The sequence below is a fragment of the Pandoraea sp. XJJ-1 genome (assembly GCF_026802345.1).
Lineage (GTDB): Bacteria > Pseudomonadota > Gammaproteobacteria > Burkholderiales > Burkholderiaceae > Pandoraea > Pandoraea cepalis.
The window spans coordinates 2,850,361-2,870,777 of sequence record NZ_CP113827.1 but is presented as its reverse complement, the minus strand read 5'-3'; the positions used below and the strand labels follow the sequence as shown (position 1 = coordinate 2,870,777).

General features: G+C 66.7%; 18 protein-coding genes. 5 read left to right on the top strand and 13 right to left on the bottom strand.

Going from position 1 to position 20,417, the window contains the following annotated elements:
• The first annotated feature begins 101 nt into the window (after positions 1-101).
• The 5 genes from OYT13_RS13035 (at position 102) to OYT13_RS13015 (ending at position 5,440) form a co-directional block, all read left to right on the top strand.
• The gene (locus OYT13_RS13035) at positions 102-2,198 is read left to right on the top strand and encodes a 3-hydroxyacyl-CoA dehydrogenase NAD-binding domain-containing protein (protein WP_261938481.1); all 2,097 of its coding nucleotides are present in this window, start codon (positions 102-104) and stop codon (positions 2,196-2,198) included.
• Between the two features lie 61 nt (positions 2,199-2,259).
• Positions 2,260-2,865 (top strand): bifunctional nicotinamidase/pyrazinamidase, encoded by a 606-nt coding sequence (gene pncA / locus OYT13_RS13030; RefSeq protein ID WP_261938482.1) that lies wholly within the window; start codon positions 2,260-2,262, stop codon positions 2,863-2,865.
• A gap of 113 nt (positions 2,866-2,978) precedes the next feature.
• Positions 2,979-3,419 carry a PaaI family thioesterase gene (locus tag OYT13_RS13025; RefSeq protein ID WP_017234792.1) on the top strand — a complete coding sequence of 147 codons (441 nt, stop codon included), beginning with the start codon at positions 2,979-2,981 and terminating at the stop codon, positions 3,417-3,419.
• A gap of 121 nt (positions 3,420-3,540) precedes the next feature.
• Positions 3,541-4,536 (top strand): NADP-dependent oxidoreductase, encoded by a 996-nt coding sequence (locus tag OYT13_RS13020; protein WP_017234793.1) that lies wholly within the window; start codon positions 3,541-3,543, stop codon positions 4,534-4,536.
• 268 nt (positions 4,537-4,804) lie between these two features.
• Positions 4,805-5,440: a class I SAM-dependent methyltransferase gene (locus OYT13_RS13015; protein ID WP_268567882.1), complete on the top strand. Its 636-nt coding sequence runs from the start codon at positions 4,805-4,807 to the stop codon at positions 5,438-5,440.
• Positions 5,441-5,515: 75 nt separating this feature from the next.
• Here the strand turns inward: OYT13_RS13015 and OYT13_RS13010 are convergent, their stop codons facing one another.
• From OYT13_RS13010 to OYT13_RS12950, 13 genes are read right to left on the bottom strand one after another with little or no spacing between them, the layout of a single operon-like run.
• Positions 5,516-6,763: a beta-ketoacyl-[acyl-carrier-protein] synthase family protein gene (locus OYT13_RS13010; protein ID WP_268566350.1), complete on the bottom strand. Its 1,248-nt coding sequence runs from the start codon at positions 6,761-6,763 to the stop codon at positions 5,516-5,518.
• Positions 6,763-7,242 (bottom strand): hypothetical protein, encoded by a 480-nt coding sequence (locus OYT13_RS13005; RefSeq protein WP_017234796.1) that lies wholly within the window; start codon positions 7,240-7,242, stop codon positions 6,763-6,765. The genes OYT13_RS13010 and OYT13_RS13005 overlap by 1 nt, the downstream gene beginning before the upstream one ends.
• 48 nt (positions 7,243-7,290) lie before the next feature.
• A complete protein-coding gene (locus OYT13_RS13000) occupies positions 7,291-8,520 on the bottom strand; it encodes a beta-ketoacyl-ACP synthase (RefSeq protein WP_268566349.1) in 1,230 nt (409 codons plus the stop codon).
• Positions 8,520-9,245: a 3-ketoacyl-ACP reductase FabG2 gene (locus OYT13_RS12995; RefSeq protein ID WP_150562948.1), complete on the bottom strand. Its 726-nt coding sequence runs from the start codon at positions 9,243-9,245 to the stop codon at positions 8,520-8,522. The genes OYT13_RS13000 and OYT13_RS12995 overlap by 1 nt, the downstream gene beginning before the upstream one ends.
• Positions 9,242-9,709, bottom strand: a complete 468-nt coding sequence (locus OYT13_RS12990) for an ApeP family dehydratase (RefSeq protein WP_017234799.1) — start codon at positions 9,707-9,709, stop codon at positions 9,242-9,244. Before OYT13_RS12990 ends, OYT13_RS12995 begins: the two co-directional genes overlap by 4 nt.
• Positions 9,709-10,914, bottom strand: a complete 1,206-nt coding sequence (locus tag OYT13_RS12985) for a beta-ketoacyl-ACP synthase (protein WP_017234800.1) — start codon at positions 10,912-10,914, stop codon at positions 9,709-9,711. The genes OYT13_RS12990 and OYT13_RS12985 overlap by 1 nt, the downstream gene beginning before the upstream one ends.
• The gene (locus tag OYT13_RS12980; RefSeq protein ID WP_261938488.1) at positions 10,911-13,337 is read right to left on the bottom strand and encodes an MMPL family transporter; all 2,427 of its coding nucleotides are present in this window, start codon (positions 13,335-13,337) and stop codon (positions 10,911-10,913) included. Before OYT13_RS12980 ends, OYT13_RS12985 begins: the two co-directional genes overlap by 4 nt.
• Complete coding sequence (locus OYT13_RS12975; protein ID WP_017234801.1) at positions 13,334-14,023, bottom strand: LolA family protein; 690 nt, start codon at positions 14,021-14,023, stop codon at positions 13,334-13,336. The genes OYT13_RS12980 and OYT13_RS12975 overlap by 4 nt, the downstream gene beginning before the upstream one ends.
• Positions 14,008-14,466 carry an acyl-CoA thioesterase gene (locus OYT13_RS12970; RefSeq protein WP_017234802.1) on the bottom strand — a complete coding sequence of 153 codons (459 nt, stop codon included), beginning with the start codon at positions 14,464-14,466 and terminating at the stop codon, positions 14,008-14,010. The genes OYT13_RS12975 and OYT13_RS12970 overlap by 16 nt, the downstream gene beginning before the upstream one ends.
• Positions 14,456-16,096: an HAL/PAL/TAL family ammonia-lyase gene (locus OYT13_RS12965; protein WP_254440946.1), complete on the bottom strand. Its 1,641-nt coding sequence runs from the start codon at positions 16,094-16,096 to the stop codon at positions 14,456-14,458. Before OYT13_RS12965 ends, OYT13_RS12970 begins: the two co-directional genes overlap by 11 nt.
• A complete protein-coding gene (locus OYT13_RS12960) occupies positions 16,093-17,889 on the bottom strand; it encodes a glycosyltransferase family 2 protein (protein ID WP_017234534.1) in 1,797 nt (598 codons plus the stop codon). Before OYT13_RS12960 ends, OYT13_RS12965 begins: the two co-directional genes overlap by 4 nt.
• Complete coding sequence (locus OYT13_RS12955) at positions 17,886-19,817, bottom strand: AMP-binding protein (RefSeq protein WP_261938490.1); 1,932 nt, start codon at positions 19,815-19,817, stop codon at positions 17,886-17,888. The genes OYT13_RS12960 and OYT13_RS12955 overlap by 4 nt, the downstream gene beginning before the upstream one ends.
• Positions 19,814-20,368 carry a hypothetical protein gene (locus tag OYT13_RS12950; RefSeq protein ID WP_017234536.1) on the bottom strand — a complete coding sequence of 185 codons (555 nt, stop codon included), beginning with the start codon at positions 20,366-20,368 and terminating at the stop codon, positions 19,814-19,816. Before OYT13_RS12950 ends, OYT13_RS12955 begins: the two co-directional genes overlap by 4 nt.
• Between the last annotated feature and the right edge of the window lie 49 nt (positions 20,369-20,417).

Genomic DNA, 20,417 nt, shown 5'->3' with positions numbered 1-20,417 from the left:
ATCCACGGATCGTCTTGCCGCTGCTTGCCCACCCGCAGCGCGCCCAACGACGCACCGCGTCACCGCACATAGCCCCCAAGAATATAAGGAACGAGACAACGATGAGCACGGTTTATGAGGTTCGTGACGGCGTGGCCGTCATCACGCTGGACAATCCCCCGGTGAATGGCTTGGGACACGCCACGCGCTCCGGCATCGCCGACGGGCTCGCGAAAGCCCAGGCCGACGCTCAGGTGCGCGCCGTAGTACTGATCGGCGGTGGCAAGGCATTCTCCGGCGGGGCCGACATCCGCGAATTCAATACGCCGAAGGCAACCCAGAGCCCGCTGCTGGTCGAGGTGATCGCCGCGCTCGATGCCTGCGCGAAACCCGTTGTGGCGGCCGTGCATGCGGTGGCGATGGGGGGCGGACTCGAATTGGCGCTCGCCTGCCACTATCGCGTGGGGTTGCCCGGCGCGCAGATCGCGCTGCCCGAGGTCAAACTGGGCCTGCTGCCTGGCGCGGGGGGGACGCAGCGCCTGCCGCGTGCCATCGGTGTGGCGCGTGCGCTCGACATGGTGGTGACGGGGCGTGTGGTGAAGTCGGAAGCGCTCGTCGGTACGCTCTTCTCGACAATGTTCGAAGGCAACCGCGACGACCTGCTTGCGGGCGCCATCGCCTTCGCCGGCAACATCGCCTCGCAAGGCGGCGCGTTGCCGCGATTGCGTGACGTGGCGCTCGATGACGCCGACGGCTCGGCGCAGGCCGCGATCGATGCCGCACGTGAAAAGGTGCAACGCGAGCAACCGCATTTCCCCGCGCCGCAAAAATGCGTGGCTGCCGTCGAGGCGGCGCTTCAACGCCCGTTCGATGACGGTGTGAAGTTCGAGCGCGAGTGTTTTGTGGCGTTGGTGAGTTCGCCGGAGTCGAAGGCGCTGCGTCATGCGTTTCTCGGCGAGCGCGCGGCCGCCAAGATTGCGGACGTACCGGACGACACGCCGGTGCGCAACATCGAGCGCGTGGCCGTCATCGGGGCCGGGACGATGGGCAGCGGCATCGCCATGACCTTTGCCAACGCGGGAATTCCGGTGACGCTGGTCGACACGACCGACGCGGCGCTTGCCCGCGGTATCGAAGCGATACGAGGCAACTATGCGCGTGCAGTCACGCGTGGAAAGCTCACGGCAGACGACGCGCAGATGCGGCAGGCACGTATTCACGGCAGTACCGATTTCGCGTCGGTGGCCGATGCCGATCTGATTGTCGAAGCGGTGTTCGAGGAGATGGCCATCAAGCAGGTCGTTTTCCGTGAGCTCGACAAAGTGGCCAAGCCGGGGGCAATCCTGGCGTCGAACACGTCGACGCTCGATCTCGATGCCCTGGCCGCGACCACATCGCGGGCGCAGGACGTCGTCGGCATGCACTTCTTCAGCCCGGCGAACGTCATGCGCTTGCTCGAGGTCGTGCGCGGTGCGCAGACCGGCAAGGACGTGCTGGCAACGGTGATGAAGCTGGCCAAACGCATTGGGAAGCTTGCCGTGGTGGCACGCGTCTGCGACGGCTTTATCGGCAATCGCATGCTCGAGCCGTATTTCAAGCAGTCTCAGTGGATGGTCGAGCAGGGCGCGACGCCCGCGCAGATCGACGCCGCCATAGAGCGCTTCGGCTTCGCGATGGGGCCGTTCCGCACCAGCGATCTGGCCGGAAACGACGTTAGCTGGGCCATTCGCAAGCGCCGACATGCCGAACATCCCGGCATCGTCTATCCCAAGATTGCCGACGTCGTATGCGAAGCCGGACGCTTCGGCCAGAAAACGCACGCGGGTTGGTACGATTACGCCGAGGGCGATCGCTCGCCTCGTGAATCGGCCAAGGTCGGGCAGATGATCGACGACTATCGCAAGGCGAACGGTATCGCGCCGCGCCCCTTCTCGGACGAAGAGATCGTGGATCGCCTCGTCTACGCGCTGGTGAACGAAGGTGCGAAAGTGTTGGCCGACGGCACGGCGGCACGCCCGTCGGACATCGACATGGTGTATCTGAACGGCTACGGCTTCCCGTTGTGGCGTGGCGGGCCGATGCACTATGCCGATGCGGTGGGGCTCGACAAGGTGCTCGCACGGGTGCGCGAGTTTGCGCAGGACGCGCACGGCGAAGATTGGATGCCTGCCGCGCGGCTTGTTGAACTTGCCGACGCCGGCAAGCGCTTCAACGGATAAGCGGGACGCGCGCGATGGGGCCAGAATGGGGCGGTCGCTGCGACGAATGAGGGGCAAACCCATGAAACCGATGGACGAAGTGCTGCTCGTGATAGACGTGCAGAACGATTTCATGCCGGGCGGCGCGTTGGCGGTTCCCGAGGGCGACGCCGTGGTGCCCGCGATCAACGCCTTGGCGGGCAAGTTCGCGCGAGTGGTGTTGACGCAGGACTGGCATCCCGCGGGGCATGTGTCGTTTGCCGAGAATCACGCGGGGCGTCGGCCGTTCGAGACGATGGTTCTGCCGTATGGCGAACAGGTCTTGTGGCCGACGCATTGCGTTCAGGACACGCCTGGCGCCGCATTGCATGCCGGGCTACGAATTCCGCATGCGCAGGCGGTGGTGCGCAAGGGGTATCACGCGCACGTCGATAGTTATTCGGCGTTTCTGGAGGCGGATCGCAAGACGCCGACCGGTCTGGCGGGATATCTGCGCGACAAGGGCGTGAGGCGGGTGCATTGCGTAGGATTGGCGACGGATTTCTGCGTGGCATGGAGCGCGCTCGACGCGAAGGCGGCGGGTTTCGATGTCTGTGTGATCGAGCACGCCTGTCGTGCCATCGATCTCAATGGCTCGCTCGCCAACGCTTGGGCTTCGCTGAGCGCGGCCGGCGTGTCGCGCGAGTGAGTCGAAGGCGACTGATTGAATACCAGACGCCGCGCATGATGCGCGGCGTCGCAAGCTGATGAAATGACGATGGACAAGCTTTACCGTAATGGCCGGTGCGGCCGGAGTGCCCGATGAGTACGCTATCGATTCGTTCTGGGTTTACCGACCATCTCGGCATCGAACTGCTGCGCGCTGAAGGAGGCGAGTCGGAACTGCGTCTCCCGCTGGCGCCTCACCATCTCAATAGCTGGGAGGTCGTGCATGGCGGCGCGACGATGGCGCTGCTCGACATTGCAATGAGCACCGCCTGCCGGAGCGTGGCGCCGGAAGGCACGGGCGTCGTGACGATCGAGATGAAGACGAGCTTCATGCAGCCGGGTGCCGGTGAGATGCGGGCGTTTGGTTGCCTGCTGCACCGCACGACAACGATGGCGTACTGCGAGGGCGAGGTGCGCGACGCCGATGGCAAGCTCGTCGCCAAGGCGATGGGCACCTTCAAGTATTTGCGTCGACTCGCGGTGGGGCGCGCCGTGCGTGAGCAGCGACGTCCGGACGAAGCGCGCGGCGACTGACTGCGGTCGATGCTTTGCGTCGTTGCCAGACGACTCATCAACGATGTCACTGAGATGATGTCACCGCGAGACAACGCGCATTCGAGATGTCGCGGCGACTCACTAACGTGGAGGAAAGGCCATGACGATTAATCGACAGATTCTGCTGGTTTCACGCCCGAAGGGCGAAGCCACGCTTGACAATTTTCACCTGGCGGCGCCCGAATTGCCGGAGATCGGCGAAGGGCAGTTGCTGGTGCGCAACTTCTATCTTTCCCTCGACCCGTACATGCGCGGGCGGATGAACGACACCAAGTCGTACGCGCCGCCGCAACCCCTCGACACGGTCATGATCGGGGCGACCGTGGGTGAGGTGATCGAGTCGCGCCATCCGGACTGGCAGCCGGGCGACGCCGTTGCCGCCATGTTTGGCTGGCAGGAATATGGCATTTCGGACGGCAGCAACCTGCGCCGTATCGACGATGCACGCATTCCGATGAGCGCCTATCTTGGCGCAGCGGGCATGCCGGGCGTGACGGCCTGGTATGGCCTGAATCGAATCATCGCGCCGAAGGCCGGAGAGACGGTCGCGGTCAGCGCGGCCTCGGGTGCCGTGGGCAGCGTGGTCGGTCAACTCGCGAAGCGCGCCGGTTGTCGCGTGGTCGGGATTGCGGGGGGCGCCCAGAAGTGCGCCTACGTCGTGGAGACGCTTGGCTTCGATGCGTGCGTCGATTACAAGGCGGGTCATCTCGACGAAGCACTGCGCGCTGCTGCGCCGGATGGCATCGACGGCTATTTCGAGAACGTCGGCGGCGACGTGTTCGACGCGGTCATGCGCAACCTCAATGCCCACTCGCGTATCGCGCTGTGCGGCATGATCTCCGGCTACAACGGCGAGCCCATTCCGCTGAAGTACCCGGGGCTGCTGTTGACGAACCGGGTTCGGCTCGAGGGCTTCATCGTGACCGAGCATCTGGACGTCTGGCCACAGGCACTGAAGGAGCTCACCGACGCCATCGCCGCAGGTGAGCTGCGCTATCGCGAAACGATGGCGCAAGGGATCGAGAACGCGCCTGCCGCATTCCTCGGTCTGCTCAAGGGCGAGAACTTCGGCAAGCAGATCGTGAGGCTCGTGTGATTCGGGATTTTTCTCGAATTTAGAAAGCATCCCTGAATTTCAGGAGTATTGCACTTTACGTACTTCTCATGGACTCGTGCAGTGGGCACAATAGCGGGCTTCCACCCGATAAGCCGCCAGGGCGGTATTCGCTATTGTGACCACTGCTGCCAAACCGCCTCCCGCACCGCCTGCGCTTCCCCCGCGCCCCGAATCGTGCGCAAAGGCCTTTGTTCCCGAGACCCGCTTCGGGAACTGGTTTCTGAAGACCTACACCTGGCGTCATCACGTGCTGCGCGTCGCCATCGAAGACCTGATGAGGCTGGCGCACGGTGCGATACCGCAGGCCCCCGTCATTCTCGATGCGGGATGTGGCCACGGACAATCTCTGCCGCTTCTGCATCGCTATTTCGCACCGTCGCGCCTGATCGGGTTCGACTGCTTCGCCCCGGCGCTGAGCGAAGCGCAGACACACGTGCGAAGCGCGGGGATTTCCGTCGATCTGCGCGCGGGCGATTGCGCCGCGATCCCGCTGCCCGACGCCAGTTGCGACATCGTGTTCTGCCATCAGACCTTCCACCACCTCGTGCACCAGGAGGCGGCTCTGTCTGAGTTCTATCGGGTGCTGAAGCCGGGCGGTTTGCTGTGTTTCGCCGAGTCGACCGAGGCCTATATCCGCTCGTGGGTGATCAGACTGCTGTTCCGGCATCCGATGCACGTTCAGCGAAGCGCAACGGGGTATCTCGAGATGATCCGCGCGGCGGGATTTACCTTTGGTCCCGAGAACGTGTCTTATCCGTACCTGTGGTGGAGCCGAGCCAAGGACTTCGGGCTGCTGGAGCGGTTGAAGTTGCAGCGTCGCCCGGCATTCGGCGCGCGTGAGGAGACGCTGGTCAACGTCGTTGCGAGAAAGCCGCTCGCGTAAGCGTTTAACGGGTTTGACGTGTTTAACGTGTTTGTCGCGTCTAAGGTCTAATGCGTGGAAGGTCGGGCGGGGGCGTTAAACCCGTGCGAGCGTCAGCGCGCCGTAAGTGCCGCCGAAGCCAAAGGTGTTGATCAGCACGCGGCTCACCAGCGTCTCTTGCAGGGTTGTCTGGATCGGAAAGGGTGCGGCGTCGGCGTCCAGGCATGCCAGATTGGCTACGCCCGGCACGAAATCCTCTTGCATCGCCCAGATCGCGCACGCGATCTGCATTGCCCCCGCGGCCGCCACGGTGTGTCCCGTCAGGCCCTTGATCGAGGTGATGGCCGGGACCTCGGCCACCCCACCGAAGGCGTGCGCCAGCGCATGCAGTTCCGCGATATCGCCGTCGATGGATCCGTTGGCGTGGGCGCTGATGAAGGTGGGCGGTGCCGTCAGCCCACGACACGCTGTTTCGACCACCGCGCTCATGGTCGGGATGTCGACACCGAACGCTTGCGACGCGCAGGTGGCGGAACCGACCCCCGTGATCTCGGCGAGCGGGCGTGCGCCTCGCGCCACGGCGTGGGCGAGTGTTTCCAGGACGAGGATGGCGGCACCACCGCCGAGGACGAAACCGTCGCGTTGGGCGTCGAACGGGCGCGAGGCGCCCTCGGGCGTCGCATTGTGGGCGCGCGAGAGTACCCCCATCGCATCGAAACACATCGCCGCGCCCCAGGGGGCCTCTTCGCTGCCGCCCGCGAGCATCACGTCCTGCCGTCCGAGCTGCAACACATCGACGGCGTGCCCCACGCAGTGAATCGATGTCGAACACGCCGACGAAATGGCATAGCCGACCCCGCGCAGGTCGAAGAGCGCGGAGAGGGCGGCTTGCGCGGTGCTCGACATGGCGCGTGGCACCACGTAGGGCAGCACCCGCGCCGTGCCGCTTTCGCGCGCGACGTCCAGCGCCGCTTCAAAATCCTTCATCGCCCCGGTGCCGGAGCCGACGACGACACCACATCGCCCGCGACTCAATGTTGCGGTATCGAGCCCAGCGTCGGCCACGGCGCGAAGGCCGGCATGGCAGGCATACAGCGCCGTGTCCCCCATGAAGCGGCGCAGCTTGCGCGGCACCACCGTGTCGTCGAGCGATCCGGCGTGAGGGCGTCCGGTGACTGTCGTGCGCAGGTCGTGAGCGACATAATCGGGCGCCTCATGAACGCCGCTCGTCCGATGTCGCAGGGCGTCCACGATGGCATCGCGCGTGTGACCGGCGGCGGACACCATCCCGATGCCGGTGACGACGACCCGGGGCAATCCGTCGGGGCGATGATAGGACGTCATCAGAGACGGCGCAGCTCCGTGTTGATGTCGCGGATGAGCGTGTCGACCCAACGGTTGTAGTTGGGATGGATCAACGGCGTATTGGGGGGCGGCGCGGAGGGGAAGTCCTCGCGGCGCGCCGAGGCGTTGGGGTGGGAGAGTTGGTACTCAAGATTGGTGCTGTCGCGATAGGTCACCGAGTAAGCCGTTTCGGTGTATTTGATCGTCACCGAGGCAAAGTGCTTGTTGCGCACGTTCAGCGAGGCCACGAGTTCTCCCGGATGCACGGGGCTCACCGTCCAGTCGTGCACGGCGGCGCCGCGCGCAATGGCGCCGCGAATCTCGTCGAGCGAGAGTGTTTTGCCGCTGCCGGAGACGATCGGCACGTTATCGTGCGGCACGATGGGCACCGCCGGGCGCGCCGCGTGGGCGGCGGGCGCGAGGACGGCCGAAGCGGTGATGGCAAGCGAGGCGATCAGCCAGTGTCGACGAGTCTGCATAGGTTCTCCTTCTCCGTTGTGAATGGACGTTGCGCTGCGCAACGCCCGTCAACCCGCAAATCGATGAAAGATCAGCGACGTGTTGATGCCGCCAAACGCAAAGTTGTTGCTCATGATTCGCTGCGTTTCCAGATCGCGGCCCTGAGCGCCCGCGATGTGATCGAGCGGCGCACAGGCCGGATCCGGTGTGTCGAGATTGAGCGTGCCGGCAAACCAGTCGCGAAGCATCATCTCAATAGCCCACCATGCTTCGATGGCGCCGCACGCACCGAGGGTATGGCCCAGATAGCTCTTCATGGCGCTGATCGGCACGTGCGTTCCGAAGAGGCTGCCGGTGGCTTCGCTCTCGGCAACATCGCCGCGGTCCGTGGCCGTGCCGTGTGCGCTGATGTAGTCGATGGCCTGCGGGGCGAGACCCGCATCGTCGAGCGCGAGCCGCATGGCGCGTGCCATCGTGGCCGCGGTCGGTTGCGTGACGTGATTGCCGTCGGTGTTGCAGCCGAAGCCGACGATTTCCGCGAGAATCGTGGCCCCTCGCGCTTGCGCATGTTCGAGCGATTCGAGCACCAGCGTGGCAGCGCCTTCGCCGACCACGAGGCCATCGCGCGCCGCATCGAACGGGCGCGGCGTGAGCTTCGGTTCGTCATTGCGCGTGCTCGTCGCGTACAGCGTATCGAAGACGGCGCTACCGGGGCCGGACAATTCTTCGGCACCGCCAGCGAGCATGACTTTCGCGCGGCCGAAGCGAATGGCTTCGTATGCGTATCCGATGGCCTGGCTGCCCGACGTGCAGGCGCTCGACGTCGGGATGATGCGGCCTTGGAGTCCGAAGTGCACGCCGATGTTGACAGCCGTCGTGTGCGGCATCATCTGGATGTAGCTCGTCGACGTCACGCCGGCCATCGATCCCGTGTCGACCATGACGCCAAAGGCTTGAATCGGCGCGATGCTGCCCGATGACGACCCGTACGCCACACCGATATCGCCGGGGTCGTGCGCGGCGACATCCAGCGCTGCGTGGGCGAGGGCATGTTCCGTGGCCCGAAGCGCGAGTTGGGCAACCCGTCCCATGGAACGCAATTGCTTGCGCGGCCAGTGCGACGGCGCAGCGAAGTCTTCCACCGGGCAGGCGAGGCGCCCGTTGAGCGTTTCGAAGTAGTCCCACTCCGGCATGCGGCGCACGGCGTTCTGCCCGGTGCGCAGCGCCCGCTCAATGTCTTCCCAGCGGCTGCCAAGCGCTGTCACTCCGCCATATCCAGTCACTACGACGCGTGTCATCAGACGATCCCTCCATTCACGCCGATGACTTGGCGAGTCACGTAGCTGGCCCCGTCCGACATCAGGAACGACACCACATGCGCCACCTCGTCAGGGCGGCCGACGCGTTGCATGGGCACCATGCGCAGCGCTTCGTCGAGCGCCACGCCCTCGAGCATGCCGGTGTCGACCAGCCCCGGCGCCACGCAGTTGACGGTAATTCGGCGCGACGCCAATTCGACCGACAAGGCTTTCGTGGCGCCGATCAGACCGGCCTTCGCGGCGCTGTAGTTCACCTGGCCGCGATTGCCCATCACCCCGGAGACGGACGCCACCGTGACGATGCGACCGCCGGCGCGCAGTCGCACCATGGGCATCGTGAGGGGATGGACGACATTGAAGAAGCCGTCGAGGCTGGTGTCGATGACACTGTCCCAATCGTCGTCGGACAGCGCGGGGAACGCGTTGTCGCGCGTGATGCCTGCGCCGCAGACAATGCCGTAGTACGCGCCGTGTTCGGCAACGTCGGCGTCGAGCACTTGTCGGCAGGTATCGCGATGACGGACATCGAACGACACGAGCGTGGCTGTGCCGCCCGCTTCGCGAATCTGCGCGACGGTGGCTTCGCCGGGAGCGATCTGCTCACGGCAATGAACGGTGACGGCAAAGCCGTCCTGCGCGAGGCGCAGGGCGATGGCCCGTCCGATGCCCCGGCTGCTGCCGGTGACGAGAACGCGTCGGGTCATGATTGGGGCTCCATCAAGAAGGCAGAGAAATCGGTTGGCTGATGCACCTTGATCGTGGCATCGACCACTGTCTCGTCGTCGGCCTGCACGCAGCAGTCGTAGGCACCGTTGCCGTTGTCGTCGTGTAGCACGCATGTGGCACGCACGAGAACCGGCACGCCGGCGGGCAGCGAGGCCACACGCGCTTCGAGGCGGCGTGTGCCGAGCAGCACGCCCGGCGCGGGGGGCAGGCCTTCGATACGACGGGTGAGCGCTTCGTGCGCGGCAATCGCCTGCGCCATGAGTTCGATGACGATGTGAACGGGCATGTTGCCGTGCGCATCCGCATACCAGGCGTGAGCATCGGGCGTTGCCTGCACGCAGATCGACTCGGCGTCGTGCTCGCAAACGTTATCGATGAGCAGCATCGGCGGCCGGTGCGGCAGCAGCGTCTCGATCGGCGGCCAGACAGAAGCGGCGGGCATCACAGGGCCTCCGCGCGCGAGAGGATGACGCTGACGTTGTTCCCGCCAAATGCATAGGCGTTCGTCATGACGTGGCGAGGGGCGCGACCGAGCGTGGTGCCGGGGGTGACGAGCCGCAGGGCGCTGAGCTCGGGGGCGGCGTCTCCATCCCAGACGTGCGGCGGGAGGCGGCCATCGCCTGAAAGCGTGAGCCAGCACAATCCGATGCCGGTCGCGCCCGCGGCGCCGAGCAGATGTCCGGTCATGGGTTTGGTGCCGCTTGCCCACGCGGTGGCACCCAAGCAGGCATGTGTGGCAAGGCTTTCCATCGCGTCGTTCTTCGGCGTGCCGGTCGCATGCAGATGAACATAGTCGATCTGCGAGGGCGCCAGGCAGGCGTCGTGCAAGGCGGCCCGCATAGCGTCGATGGCGCCACGGCCGTCCGGCGCGGGGGCCGAGATGTGATAAGCATCGCTCGATTCGCCAATGCCGGACACGACGATGTCGCCGGGCGCTCGCGACATCAGGCAGAGCATCGCGCCTTCCCCGATGTTGATGCCGTCGCGCTGGCGGCTCATCGGGCGCGCGAGCCCCTGCGAGAGCGACTCGAGCGCGCCGAAGCCGCCGAGGGTCAGATCGCATAGCGTGTCCGCACCGCCGGTCACTACGGCATCGCAGATCCCGCTGTCGATGAGGCGACGCGCCGCACCGAATGCCTTTGCGCTCGACGTGCACGCGGTCGAGATTGTGTAGGCGGGGCCGTGCACGCCGAGCAACTCGGCAACGAACTGCGCCGGTGCCCCGAGGGCTTGCTGGACGTAGTGATACGCCGCCGGTAACGCGCCCCGGTCCGCGAGCGTGCGCAGCGCGGCTTCGCCTTCGGCGATACCCGACGTGCTCGTACCGATCACGACCCCGATGCGCGTTGCCCCATGGCGTGCGATATGGCGTGCGAGGGTGGGGTGCAACGGTTGCGCTGCGGCGACCAGAAACCGGTTGTTGCGACAGTCGTACCGCTGTAGCCGGGCGGGAAGCGAAGGCAGCGCGTCAGTGGTCACGCGCACGGCGCCCACCACGGGGGCGGGGGACGTAAGCGGCGCGGGCACCTCGTCACGAACCCGCATACCGGACGTATCGCCGGCGAACAGTCGCGCGGCGATGCCCGGCAGGTCGTGACCCAGCGCATTGATCATGCCAAGAGCGTGGAGATAGACAGGAGACTTCATGAGCGCAGTTCCGGGTAGCGCAGGCTATAGGGGGCGAGCCACAACGCAAATGCGATGCCGATCGTCAAGGTCAGGCCGAAGGCATGCAGGCTCGGCATGGCGCTGAAGGCGAGCAGGCCGAACGACAGCAGGGTCGTCGCGGCCGACATCAGCGTGCCGGCGACCGCAATCGCGGCCATGCGCGGGTCGCCGCCGGCACGTAGTTCGCCCTCACGCAGAAAGATCGCGTAATTCACGCCGACGCCCAGGACCAGCATCAAGCCCATCTGCGCGAACAATGTCAGCGGCAGGTCGAGATAGCCGAACGCCGCGAACACTGCCGCGGTGGCGAGCAATGTCGGAGTGATGGTGGCGATGGCGCCGCGCCACCCGTAGCGACGCGTGAGCAGTCCAGTCACCACGATGAGGGCGGCGGCGAACCAAATTCCGCTTGCGACGCGATACCGGGCAAAAAGCGCCGAGATGGATGCGGCCTTGTCGACGTAGGTCACGCCGGGCAAGTCGACCGCCACGCGCCCGGCTGCGGCGCTGTCGCGCAGGCCGTGGGGGCGCACGAGGCTGGCGAAATGACCGGCCTTCGCCGGGGCGGACGCCGCTCCCGCCGACGTGCTTACCCGGCCCATCCAGAGCATGCGTAGCGGCGTCGAACCGGGCCACGCGAGCCATTGGTCGACCCGAAGCGGCGGCGTGTCGCCCTCGACGGCGTAGGCATCGGCGTATTGCCGTGCGAATGCCGGGCGGAACCCGGCCCGCGTCATGGCGTCGACCAACGCGTCGGGCGCGTCGAAGCGAGCCGCGCCCAACAGCGCCCGATTGTCGAGTTGACGTTGCATGGACGGCACGAACTGGGAGACGCCGGTCCATCCGTCGAAGGGGGCATCGCGGCGGGCCGCCGCGTCGTCGAGGCGCGCGCCGAGTTGTTCCTCGCGCCGGAGCAGCGCTTCTTCGCTGTCGGCTTGTACCAGCCAGAACTGCGTGGCTCCGTCGATACCGGTGATGCGCGAGATCGCCTGCTCTTGCGCGACCAGTGCGGGATCGCGGGCAATGAGCCGGCGAACGTCGTCGTCGACGCCCAGCCGCCACCAGCCCGGCACGCATGCCAGCAGGATCAGCCCCCCCACCGCCGTGCCGCGCCGCCCGGCAAGCGCGCCGCGCCAGATCGCCAGCCAGCGTTGGGCAAGGGCGACGACCGGCGCGCGCAGCGCAGGCACCTCGCGCGGCAGAAAGGCGGGCAAGGCCCAAACGACGAACACATAGGACGAGAGCAGGCCCGCCAGCGCAAACACGGCGATCTGACGCAACGCAGGGAACGGCACAGTGCCGAGAATCGCGTAGCCCAGCACGCTGGTCGCGAGGGCGATGCGCAATGCCGGACGCAGCATCGGCAGGGTGCGCTGGGCTGCCTCGCGCGTCAGACCGCCAACGCCGACGAAATACTGAATGGCATAGTCGACGGTTTCGCCGATCAGGGCCGCGCCGAAGACGAGCGTCAGCAAGTGCAGCTCACCGAAGATCAGCAGCGTGGCGAGCGCAGCGCACAGCGTGCCGAAGGCGATGGTCGCGAGCCCCATGGCGAGCAGGCGGCCCGAACGGAACGCCCAGAGCGTGAGCAGCGCAATACCGAGCGTTGCAACGATGCCGATGCGATGCAACTCCGTTTCCGCCTGCGATCGTGCCCCTGCCGCATGGAAGACCGCGCCGCTGCGCAGCACTTCCACGCCGGGCGAGAGGTCTACGATCCGCGCTTGTGCCGTGTCGAAGAATTGAGTGATTCGCTGCTGCACCGCGCTGTCGAAGGCCGGGCCTTGCGTTTGCAGCAACACGAGCACCCATGTCTTCCCCGCTTGGCGCGCGCTCAGCCAACCGTCGTCGGGCAACATCCGAAGCTGGCCGAACGGCAGCCGCGTGAGCCAGCGGTCGAGCCAGCCAAAGGGGTCATCGGCCGCGTCGGTCAGGCCGAAGGGGGAATGGGCCAGCGATAGCGGCGGCAAGCTCGCGTCGCCAGACGCATGTCGGCGAAGCTGCGCCTCCAGGTCGCCGCGATCCGCTGGCGAGAGGAGTTGGAAGCGATGCGGCCGATAGAAATTCGAGAGGAAGGCCGGGTCGAACGGCGGCACCCGACCCTGCACGCTCGCGAAAGCGCCGCTCGCACGGGCCAGCGCGTCGAAACGCGCAGCGGCGGCGCGGGCCGCGTGGGCGTCGGGCGCGCCGATCAGGACCACGACACGGTCGCTGACGCTGCCCGCCAGATGGTCCACGGCTTGCTCCGCGACGGGATCGCGCTCGGTCGTGGGCAACAGCGCGAGCACATTGGTCTGCAGCGGCAGATGGCGCACCGCTAGCAGCCAGATACCCAGCAGCACGAGGCCCGCGACGAGGGCGAAGGTGAGTGTGCGGCGCAATGCCCGAGTGCGTGGCGTCATTCGACCATTCGCAGCAGGCGTTGCGCTTGCACGTCGAGCGTGTCGCCGGTGCGCACCTTGTCGAACTGCCACTGGACGGTCTCACCGCGCCGGGTCTCCAGCGTCACGGTGCGCACGGTCGTGTCGCCGCTGAGCGTGAGACGCCGCATCGCTTGAGCGATCTGTGGTTGTGCGGGCGTGAGCACCACCTGCCAGCGACGCAGGGTGCCCGTGACGGAAATGCCGAATTGGGAGGCGAGTCCGCTGGTGTCGCCCTGCATGAATGCATTGGCCCATTCGTTGATCTGCTGCGAGATGGCCGACGGCTGCCCGTCGAGCGACAGCAGCTTGCCGTCGGCATCGATGCGCGCGCTGCGTTGCCGGCCGTAGACATACCCTTGCGGCTGCGGCGAACGCACTTGCCAGATCACGCCGCGCTCGCGCGCGAAAACCAGCGTGCCGCGCGTGAGCGCAGGCGCCGTCAGCAAGGCCGAGGTTCGCGTCTGGACGAAATCGGCGTGCACCACGGGATGCGCACTGACCTGCGCGAGGATTCGCTGGAGCAACGCCGAATCGGCCGCCGCTGATGCCGCAACGGGGGCGGTCTCGGTTTCGGTCGCGACGGCGGGTGCCGACGACAGCCCGACGCCGACCAGTAGGGCGAGGGCAAGCACGCTCGTAGCACGCGGCATCAGATGGCGGCCCATACGGCCTCCAACTTGCTCAGTACGACGGGGGGACTCACGAATTGCAGTTCGCCGTTGCGCGCGTCCACCGCGACCTGGACGGTATATCCCTTGGTCATGCGCGTTTCGGTAGCGATGTCGTGAATCTCGTAGGCGATGCGAAGCCGATTCTCATACTCGGTCAGTGATGCCGTGACACGCACCCGCTGCCCGTAGCGCGCGGAGCGAACGTACTTGAGATGGCACTCGACGATGGGCCAGAGATAGCCGGACGCCTGCATCTGTGGATAGTCGTAGTCGAAGCGGCGCAGCAGCGCGCAGCGTGCGATCTCGAAATACTTGACGTAGTGGCCGTGCCAGGCGACTTCCATGACATCGACGTCATGGAACGGAATCTCGACGTCGGCGAAAGCGCTGAGCCAGGGGGCCTTTTCCGGTCGGCGACCGGTCGTCTCAGTCGTCATTAGGCAGATCGCCTCCATCGGCAAGCCAGGCACGCACGGCGCGCAATTCATGTTCAAGCGCGCGATCTTCGTCGACGAACGGCGATTGGGCGGTGACCGTTTCGAGCCACGCCCGCAGTGCGGCGGGCAGCGGCGCGGCGTCCGGCGAGTGCCGCAAGCGTAACTTGACGGCCTGCGCCACCGCGAGCGTGTGAGCGGCGCCGACCTGTTCGGTGAGCGTCAGCACGCGAAGGCAATCGCGTGCGGCGATCGTTCCCATGCTGACCTTGTCCTGATTGTGCGATTCGGTCGAGCGTGAGAATACGCTGGCCGGCATGGTGTGCTTGAGCGCTTCCGCCGCCCACGCCGATGCGCCGATCTGCACCGCCTTGAAACCATGGTTGATTGGTGCGCGAGGGCCCGTCGCGCCGCTGAGATTGCGGGGCAGGCCGTTGTTGAACTTGTCGTCCACCAGCAGGGCGAGTTGGCGATCCATCAGGTCGGCGAGGTTGGCGACCGCCGTCTTCAGGCTGTCCATGGCGAAGGCGATGTGCCCGCCGTAGAAGTTGCCGCCGTGATGGACTTCGCCGGTGTCGGGATCGATGAGCGGGTTGTCGTTGGCACTGTTGATCTCGTTTTCGACGTCGCGCCGGACCCAGCTCAGCGCGTCGACGAGCACGCCGATGACGTGCGGAGCGCATCGCAACGAATAGCGATCCTGGAGGCGCGCCTCGGGCGGTTCCGTGCGTCCGGACAAGTCGTCGCGAATCCATCGGGCGGCGTCGCGCTGACCGTCGTGCGGCTTGGCGTCGAACAGCGTCGGATGGAAGTGCGCGGCGCGGCCGTCGAGCGCTACGGTCGTCAACGCTGTGAGCCGGGCGGCCAGACGCGCCAGCGTGCGACTGCGTGCGAAGGCGAGACTCGCCAGCGCGGTCATGACGGCCGTGCCGTTCATGAGCGCGAGGCCTTCCTTCGGGGCCAGCGTGATCGGCGCGCCCCCCGTGGCGGCCAGGGCCGCCGACGCTGCGCAGAGGCGGCCGCGATACGTCACGTCGCGCTCGCCGATGAGCGTAGCCGCGACGTACGACAGCGGCGTGAGGTCGCCGCTCGCGCCGACCGAGCCTTCGGACGGAATGCGCGGCAGCACGTCGTGGGCGAGCAGGTGGACGAGTGCCTCGAGGAGTTCCGGGCGCACGGCCGAGTACCCCTGGGCGAGCGACGCCAGCCGGCACGCGAGCACGGCGCGCACGGCCGGGTCGTCGAGCCATTCGCCCATGCCGCACCCATGGTAGCGCGTCAGTTGTGCGGGCAATGCTTCGATGAGCGACATGGGCACGTCGACGACACAGGCATCGCCGTAACCGGTCGTGACGCCGTAGACGGGACGACCGGCCGCAAGGTGCGCGTGCAGCGCGCTCACGCCGCGGCGTATGCGGTCTTGCCACACGGGGTTGGTGGACAGACGCGCGCTGCGGGTGCGTCGGGCCAGCGCGAGAATGTCTTCGATCGTCAGACGGGCCTGGCCGAACACGACGGCCGGCGCTGTCGCGCGGCGCGCGTCGGCGTCAGGGGGCGCATCGTGAAGCCCATGGCGCGGGGGTGTGCCGGCGCGCGCATCGGCGTCGCTCAGTGAAGTCGGTAGTTGCATCATGATTGTGGCGACTTGCCTCGCCAGAAATCGAAAAAGTTGAACCACTGCATCGGGTACTGACGGCAGTAGTGCTCGAGCCGACGCGCATAGCGCTCGGCGTAGGTGCGCAGGGCGACCTCGCGTTGGGCGCGCGGCAACGCCACGGCATCGGCGAACGGTTCGAAATAGAGTCGGTAAGACGCTTTGTCGCGCAGGCAGAAAAGCAGATACACCGGGCACTCGAGCAAGGCGGCGAGAATGAACGGCCCTTGCGCGAACGGCGCCGATGCGCCGAGGAACGGGGCCGGCACGACCCGACCACCCTCGGTGGAAGGCACGCGGTCTCCGACGATGACAAGCCAGTCGCCCCGGTCGATGCGCTCACGCAGCATGATGGCCGTGGCGGGGCCGATGTCGTCGACCTCGATCAGGTTCTCGGCAAACGCGTCGTTCGACCCGGCGAGCATCGAGCGGAATCGCTGGGCGTGACGGGTGTAGACCACGGCATGGATGCGGTCGATGCCGCGCGAACGGGCGAGTGCGCGGGTCATCTCCAGGTTGCCGAGGTGCGAGCCGATGACGAGGGCGCCGCGCGCATCGCTGGCCGCCGCGTCGAGCGTGGCACGGTCGTCGATCTGGACATGGCGCTCGCCGAGGAGTCCGCGCCAGGCGGCGAATTTATCCAGTGCCGCGTTGGCAAACGCCAGAAGATGCCGGAACGTGTGCCATCGCGTGGGCGCCGGCAGCCCGAGTTCGGGGGCTGCGTTCCGGAGCCGCTGCTGATAATCGCGCGAGGCCGCGCACGCTTGTGTGTCCTTCAGCGCGAAATAGGCCGCCACGGGAATCAGGCAGACGCGCGCCGTGCGCAGACCGAAGCACCGGCAAGCCAGTGCCAACAGGCGCATGCCCAGCAAGCTGCCGCGCTCGGGGCGCCGCCACCACGCCAGGCCGTCGTCGACGGTGGGCGTTGCGGAGGATGTCGCGGAGGATGTTGCGGCGGCCGGCATGGCTGCCACCGCCTGGGCATGTGCACTCGGCTTGCGGCGGCACTTCCGCCACAGCAGTCCCGGCGCGCGCGGGATCATGGCGCATACGAGCCGCGTGTGCATCCAGGAAATGCCGACGTTGTCGCGCAACATCTGGAAGTGCGAAACCCCGTTCTCCGGATAGACGACGCGTGTGCGCCGGCTCTGGATCGGCACGCCGCGCCAGTACAGACGCACCAGAATGTCGGTGTCGAAGGCCATGCGCGATGGTGGCCGGTGGCGCGCCAGCAGCGCGGTGGTGGCCGAAAGCGGATAGACCCGGAAGCCGCACATCGAATCGGCGATGTCGAACGACAATGTCTCGATCCACACCCAGAAGTGCGTGATGTAGCGGCCATACAAACGCCCCTTGGGCACGGACGCGTCGTAGCGTGGCGTGCCGCAGATCACGGCGCTCGGGTGCTGGCGGGCGTCTTCGAGAAAGGCGGAGACGTCGCACAGATCGTGCTGACCGTCGGCATCGACTTGCAGGGCGTGCGTAAATCCGAGCGCGTGGGCGCGGCGCAATCCGTGGGAGACGGCGCCGCCTTTGCCGACGTTGCGCGGTAGCCGTTCCAGCGTCACGGTCTGCGGGTGGTTGGCCTGAATGGCCACGAGCAAGTCGCGCGTCGGGGCGTCGCTCCCGTCATCGACCAGCAGCACCGGAAGGCCTTGCGCGAGCAGCGTGTCGACGATGCGTGCGATTTGCGCCGGGTGGTTGTACACCGGGATCAGCACGCACGGCAGGAAAGGGCATGGCGACAGGCTGGGACCGAGTGTTGTCGTCATCGTTGCGCCTCTCCGGCAAGCGCGGGCGGCGCGGCGTAGACGAGATATCCGGTCGCGGCAGGTCCGCGGGCACCTTCGTAGGCGTAGTGCACGCGACGGCGTGAGGTATCGAACGTCAGCGTGAGGTCGAAGCGTGTTCCCGGCAATACGGGCGCGGAGAATTTGACTTGATGTAACGACGTTGGCGCGACCGCCCAGCCATGACGTGCGGCGTCTTGCGACGCATGCGCTGCGGCAAACCGCGTTGCCCAGTCGATCAGCACCACGCCGGGCAGCAGCGGCAGTCCTGGAAAGTGACCGTTGAAGTGCGCCAGCTCGGGCGGCACGCGCAGGGACATCACGAGCGAACCGTCGAGTGCGGTTGCGGGGGCAGGGTCGTCGGCATCGTTCCACCGAACGCCCAGCACCGAGGGCAGCCACGGGGACGCCGGTGTGAAAAGTGCCGCAATGTCGGCGGCCGTGCGCTTGCCGCGTTCATTGACGGGCAATGTCATCAGGAAACGCCAGCGCTTCGGGAGCATCGTCGCATCGAAGGTCGCGGCCAACGCGTGACGCAGCGTCTCACGCACGGTCTTGAGCGAGCGCTCTCGCCAAGCGCACCGGCCGGCAGGGCTGAGGACGACGGCGACGGCGAGGCGTCCCGCGACCACGGCCGCGGCGGCATCGTCGATCCATTCGTGGCGCAGCAGCGCCGCTTCAACGCCGGGCAATGAGAGCCGCTTGCCCTCGATCTTGACGGTGCGATCGAGGCGCCCCGTCAAGGCGAACGACCCGTCGGGATGCACGACGGCGCCGTCGTCGGTCGGCCACCAGCGCCCGTGGTTGACACGCGGCGAGCAGATTGCCAGTGCACCCTCGTCGGTCAATCGCACGCGTGTGTCGTCGAGCGGGGTCCAGTCGGACGTGCGATCCTGCTGACGCCACGCGATGCCGCCTGTTTCCGTACTGCCGAACACTTCGACCGGGGCGTGCGCCACGTCTGCCGGCAACGAAGGCCGAGCGGTTCGCACGAGGTGGGCGCATTGCAGCGCCGCGTCCTTGGGCAGTGGACCGCCCGACGAGAAGGTGAGGCGGGGCGCATCGCGCCAAACGTCGTCGCCCAGCCATGCGGGCCAACGCGTCAGCTGCGCGGGGCCAGCGATCCAGACGACGGCAGGCCACGTGCGCCACTGCTGCGTTTGCGAGGGCTCCGCGAAGGTGTGCCGAGCAAACGGCACGCCAGCGGCCAACGGCCAGAGCATGCGAAACCACAGCCCGTAGATGTGATGGCACGGCACGCTCGCGACGACGAGCGCCGCTTGCAATTGCGCACCCCAATGCCGGTGCAGCATCTGCACTTCGTCATCGAGTTGCGCGAGCGTCTTCGTGATGGCTTTCGGCTCGCCGGTACTTCCCGAGGTGTAGACAATCAATTCGCTCGAGGCGGGCAGCGCTGCGGCGAGCGCCGTGTGCGCGATCCCTGGCACGACGTTCATGTCATCACGACGATCCGCACAGGAAGCCAACGTGGCCGCATCGATGGCCTCGTCGAAGGCGAAGGCGAAGTCGCGGCGTGTCTGGGTCAGTGCGTTGGGTAACACGACCGGGGTTCGCCCCGCGGCCCACGCGGCGAAAAGGGCGCAGCTCATGTCGTACGGATCGTCCAGACACATCGCCAGTCGCAGGGCAGGGCGTGCCGCAAAGACAGCGTGCAACGCCCCGACGCGTTCGCGCCAGGCGCGCGTGGTGAGCGAGCCAAACGTGCCGAGCCCATGCACGTCGTCTGCGGCGGATCGGCCGTCCACGCATACGACGAGCGACGGCGCGCGAGGCGCGCGCAGCAGTTCGGCTAGCGGCGTGCACGCGCAGGGCGCCAGTCCTGCGGAACGCTCGTGTGAGGCAGGCGATGCTGACGGGGCGGACGATTCGATCGAGGCGGGAACGCTCATGCCGCGCCCTCCGGCGGCGACGTGCCTGCCGCGCAAGCGGACGCTTTTCGCGCCAACATGCGCCGACGCCACCACCATTCCGCCGCAAACAGCAGGCCGATCAGTACGTATGCGATTCCGCCGTTATAGAGCGACCAGATCTCCCGCGACGCCCAAAGCGCCGTGGCGAGCGCGACGGCGCCGTTGAAGATGAAAAATACGATCCACACGCGAGTGACGTTGCGCAGGTAGGGCGTCGCGTCCACCGGCAGGTCGGGCTGATGCAACCGCGCGATGCGCTCGACCATCGACATGGGGGCGCGGAGCGACATCGCAAACGTGAGCCCCATCCCGAGATTGACAGCGACCGGATAACACCGCAGCAACAGCTCGCTGTTGCTCAGCGCTGTCGCGAACGCGAGCGCGGCCAATCCACCGGCCACCGCCCATTCGACGGGCATAAGCAGCCGATGGGCGCGCAAGTTGTGCCGGTATCGCAGGCCGAGGCCGGCAAGGAGCAGCAGTGCCAGATAGCGCGGCGGAACCAGCGAGATTCCGGCGAGGATCAGCATCGGGTAGGCGAGTGCCGCGACGACAGATGGCCAGCGGACTCGGGCTTGT

Excerpts from the sequence above, each read along its gene's own strand:
- OYT13_RS13035 (WP_261938481.1), top strand. The coding sequence starts at position 102 with ATGAGCACGGTTTATGAGGTTCGTGACGGCGTGGCCGTCATCACGCTG.
- pncA (WP_261938482.1), top strand. The coding sequence starts at position 2,260 with ATGAAACCGATGGACGAAGTGCTGCTCGTGATAGACGTGCAGAACGAT.
- OYT13_RS13025 (WP_017234792.1), top strand. The coding sequence starts at position 2,979 with ATGAGTACGCTATCGATTCGTTCTGGGTTTACCGACCATCTCGGCATC.
- OYT13_RS13020 (WP_017234793.1), top strand. The coding sequence starts at position 3,541 with ATGACGATTAATCGACAGATTCTGCTGGTTTCACGCCCGAAGGGCGAA.
- OYT13_RS13010 (WP_268566350.1), bottom strand. The coding sequence starts at position 6,763 with ATGACGTCCTATCATCGCCCCGACGGATTGCCCCGGGTCGTCGTCACC.
- OYT13_RS13005 (WP_017234796.1), bottom strand. The coding sequence starts at position 7,242 with ATGCAGACTCGTCGACACTGGCTGATCGCCTCGCTTGCCATCACCGCT.
- OYT13_RS13000 (WP_268566349.1), bottom strand. The coding sequence starts at position 8,520 with ATGACACGCGTCGTAGTGACTGGATATGGCGGAGTGACAGCGCTTGGC.
- OYT13_RS12995 (WP_150562948.1), bottom strand. The coding sequence starts at position 9,245 with ATGACCCGACGCGTTCTCGTCACCGGCAGCAGCCGGGGCATCGGACGG.
- OYT13_RS12990 (WP_017234799.1), bottom strand. The coding sequence starts at position 9,709 with ATGCCCGCCGCTTCTGTCTGGCCGCCGATCGAGACGCTGCTGCCGCAC.
- OYT13_RS12985 (WP_017234800.1), bottom strand. The coding sequence starts at position 10,914 with ATGAAGTCTCCTGTCTATCTCCACGCTCTTGGCATGATCAATGCGCTG.
- OYT13_RS12980 (WP_261938488.1), bottom strand. The coding sequence starts at position 13,337 with ATGACGCCACGCACTCGGGCATTGCGCCGCACACTCACCTTCGCCCTC.
- OYT13_RS12975 (WP_017234801.1), bottom strand. The coding sequence starts at position 14,023 with ATGGGCCGCCATCTGATGCCGCGTGCTACGAGCGTGCTTGCCCTCGCC.
- OYT13_RS12970 (WP_017234802.1), bottom strand. The coding sequence starts at position 14,466 with ATGACGACTGAGACGACCGGTCGCCGACCGGAAAAGGCCCCCTGGCTC.
- OYT13_RS12965 (WP_254440946.1), bottom strand. The coding sequence starts at position 16,096 with ATGATGCAACTACCGACTTCACTGAGCGACGCCGATGCGCGCGCCGGC.
- OYT13_RS12960 (WP_017234534.1), bottom strand. The coding sequence starts at position 17,889 with ATGACGACAACACTCGGTCCCAGCCTGTCGCCATGCCCTTTCCTGCCG.
- OYT13_RS12955 (WP_261938490.1), bottom strand. The coding sequence starts at position 19,817 with ATGAGCGTTCCCGCCTCGATCGAATCGTCCGCCCCGTCAGCATCGCCT.
- OYT13_RS12950 (WP_017234536.1), bottom strand. The coding sequence starts at position 20,368 with ATGCTGATCCTCGCCGGAATCTCGCTGGTTCCGCCGCGCTATCTGGCA.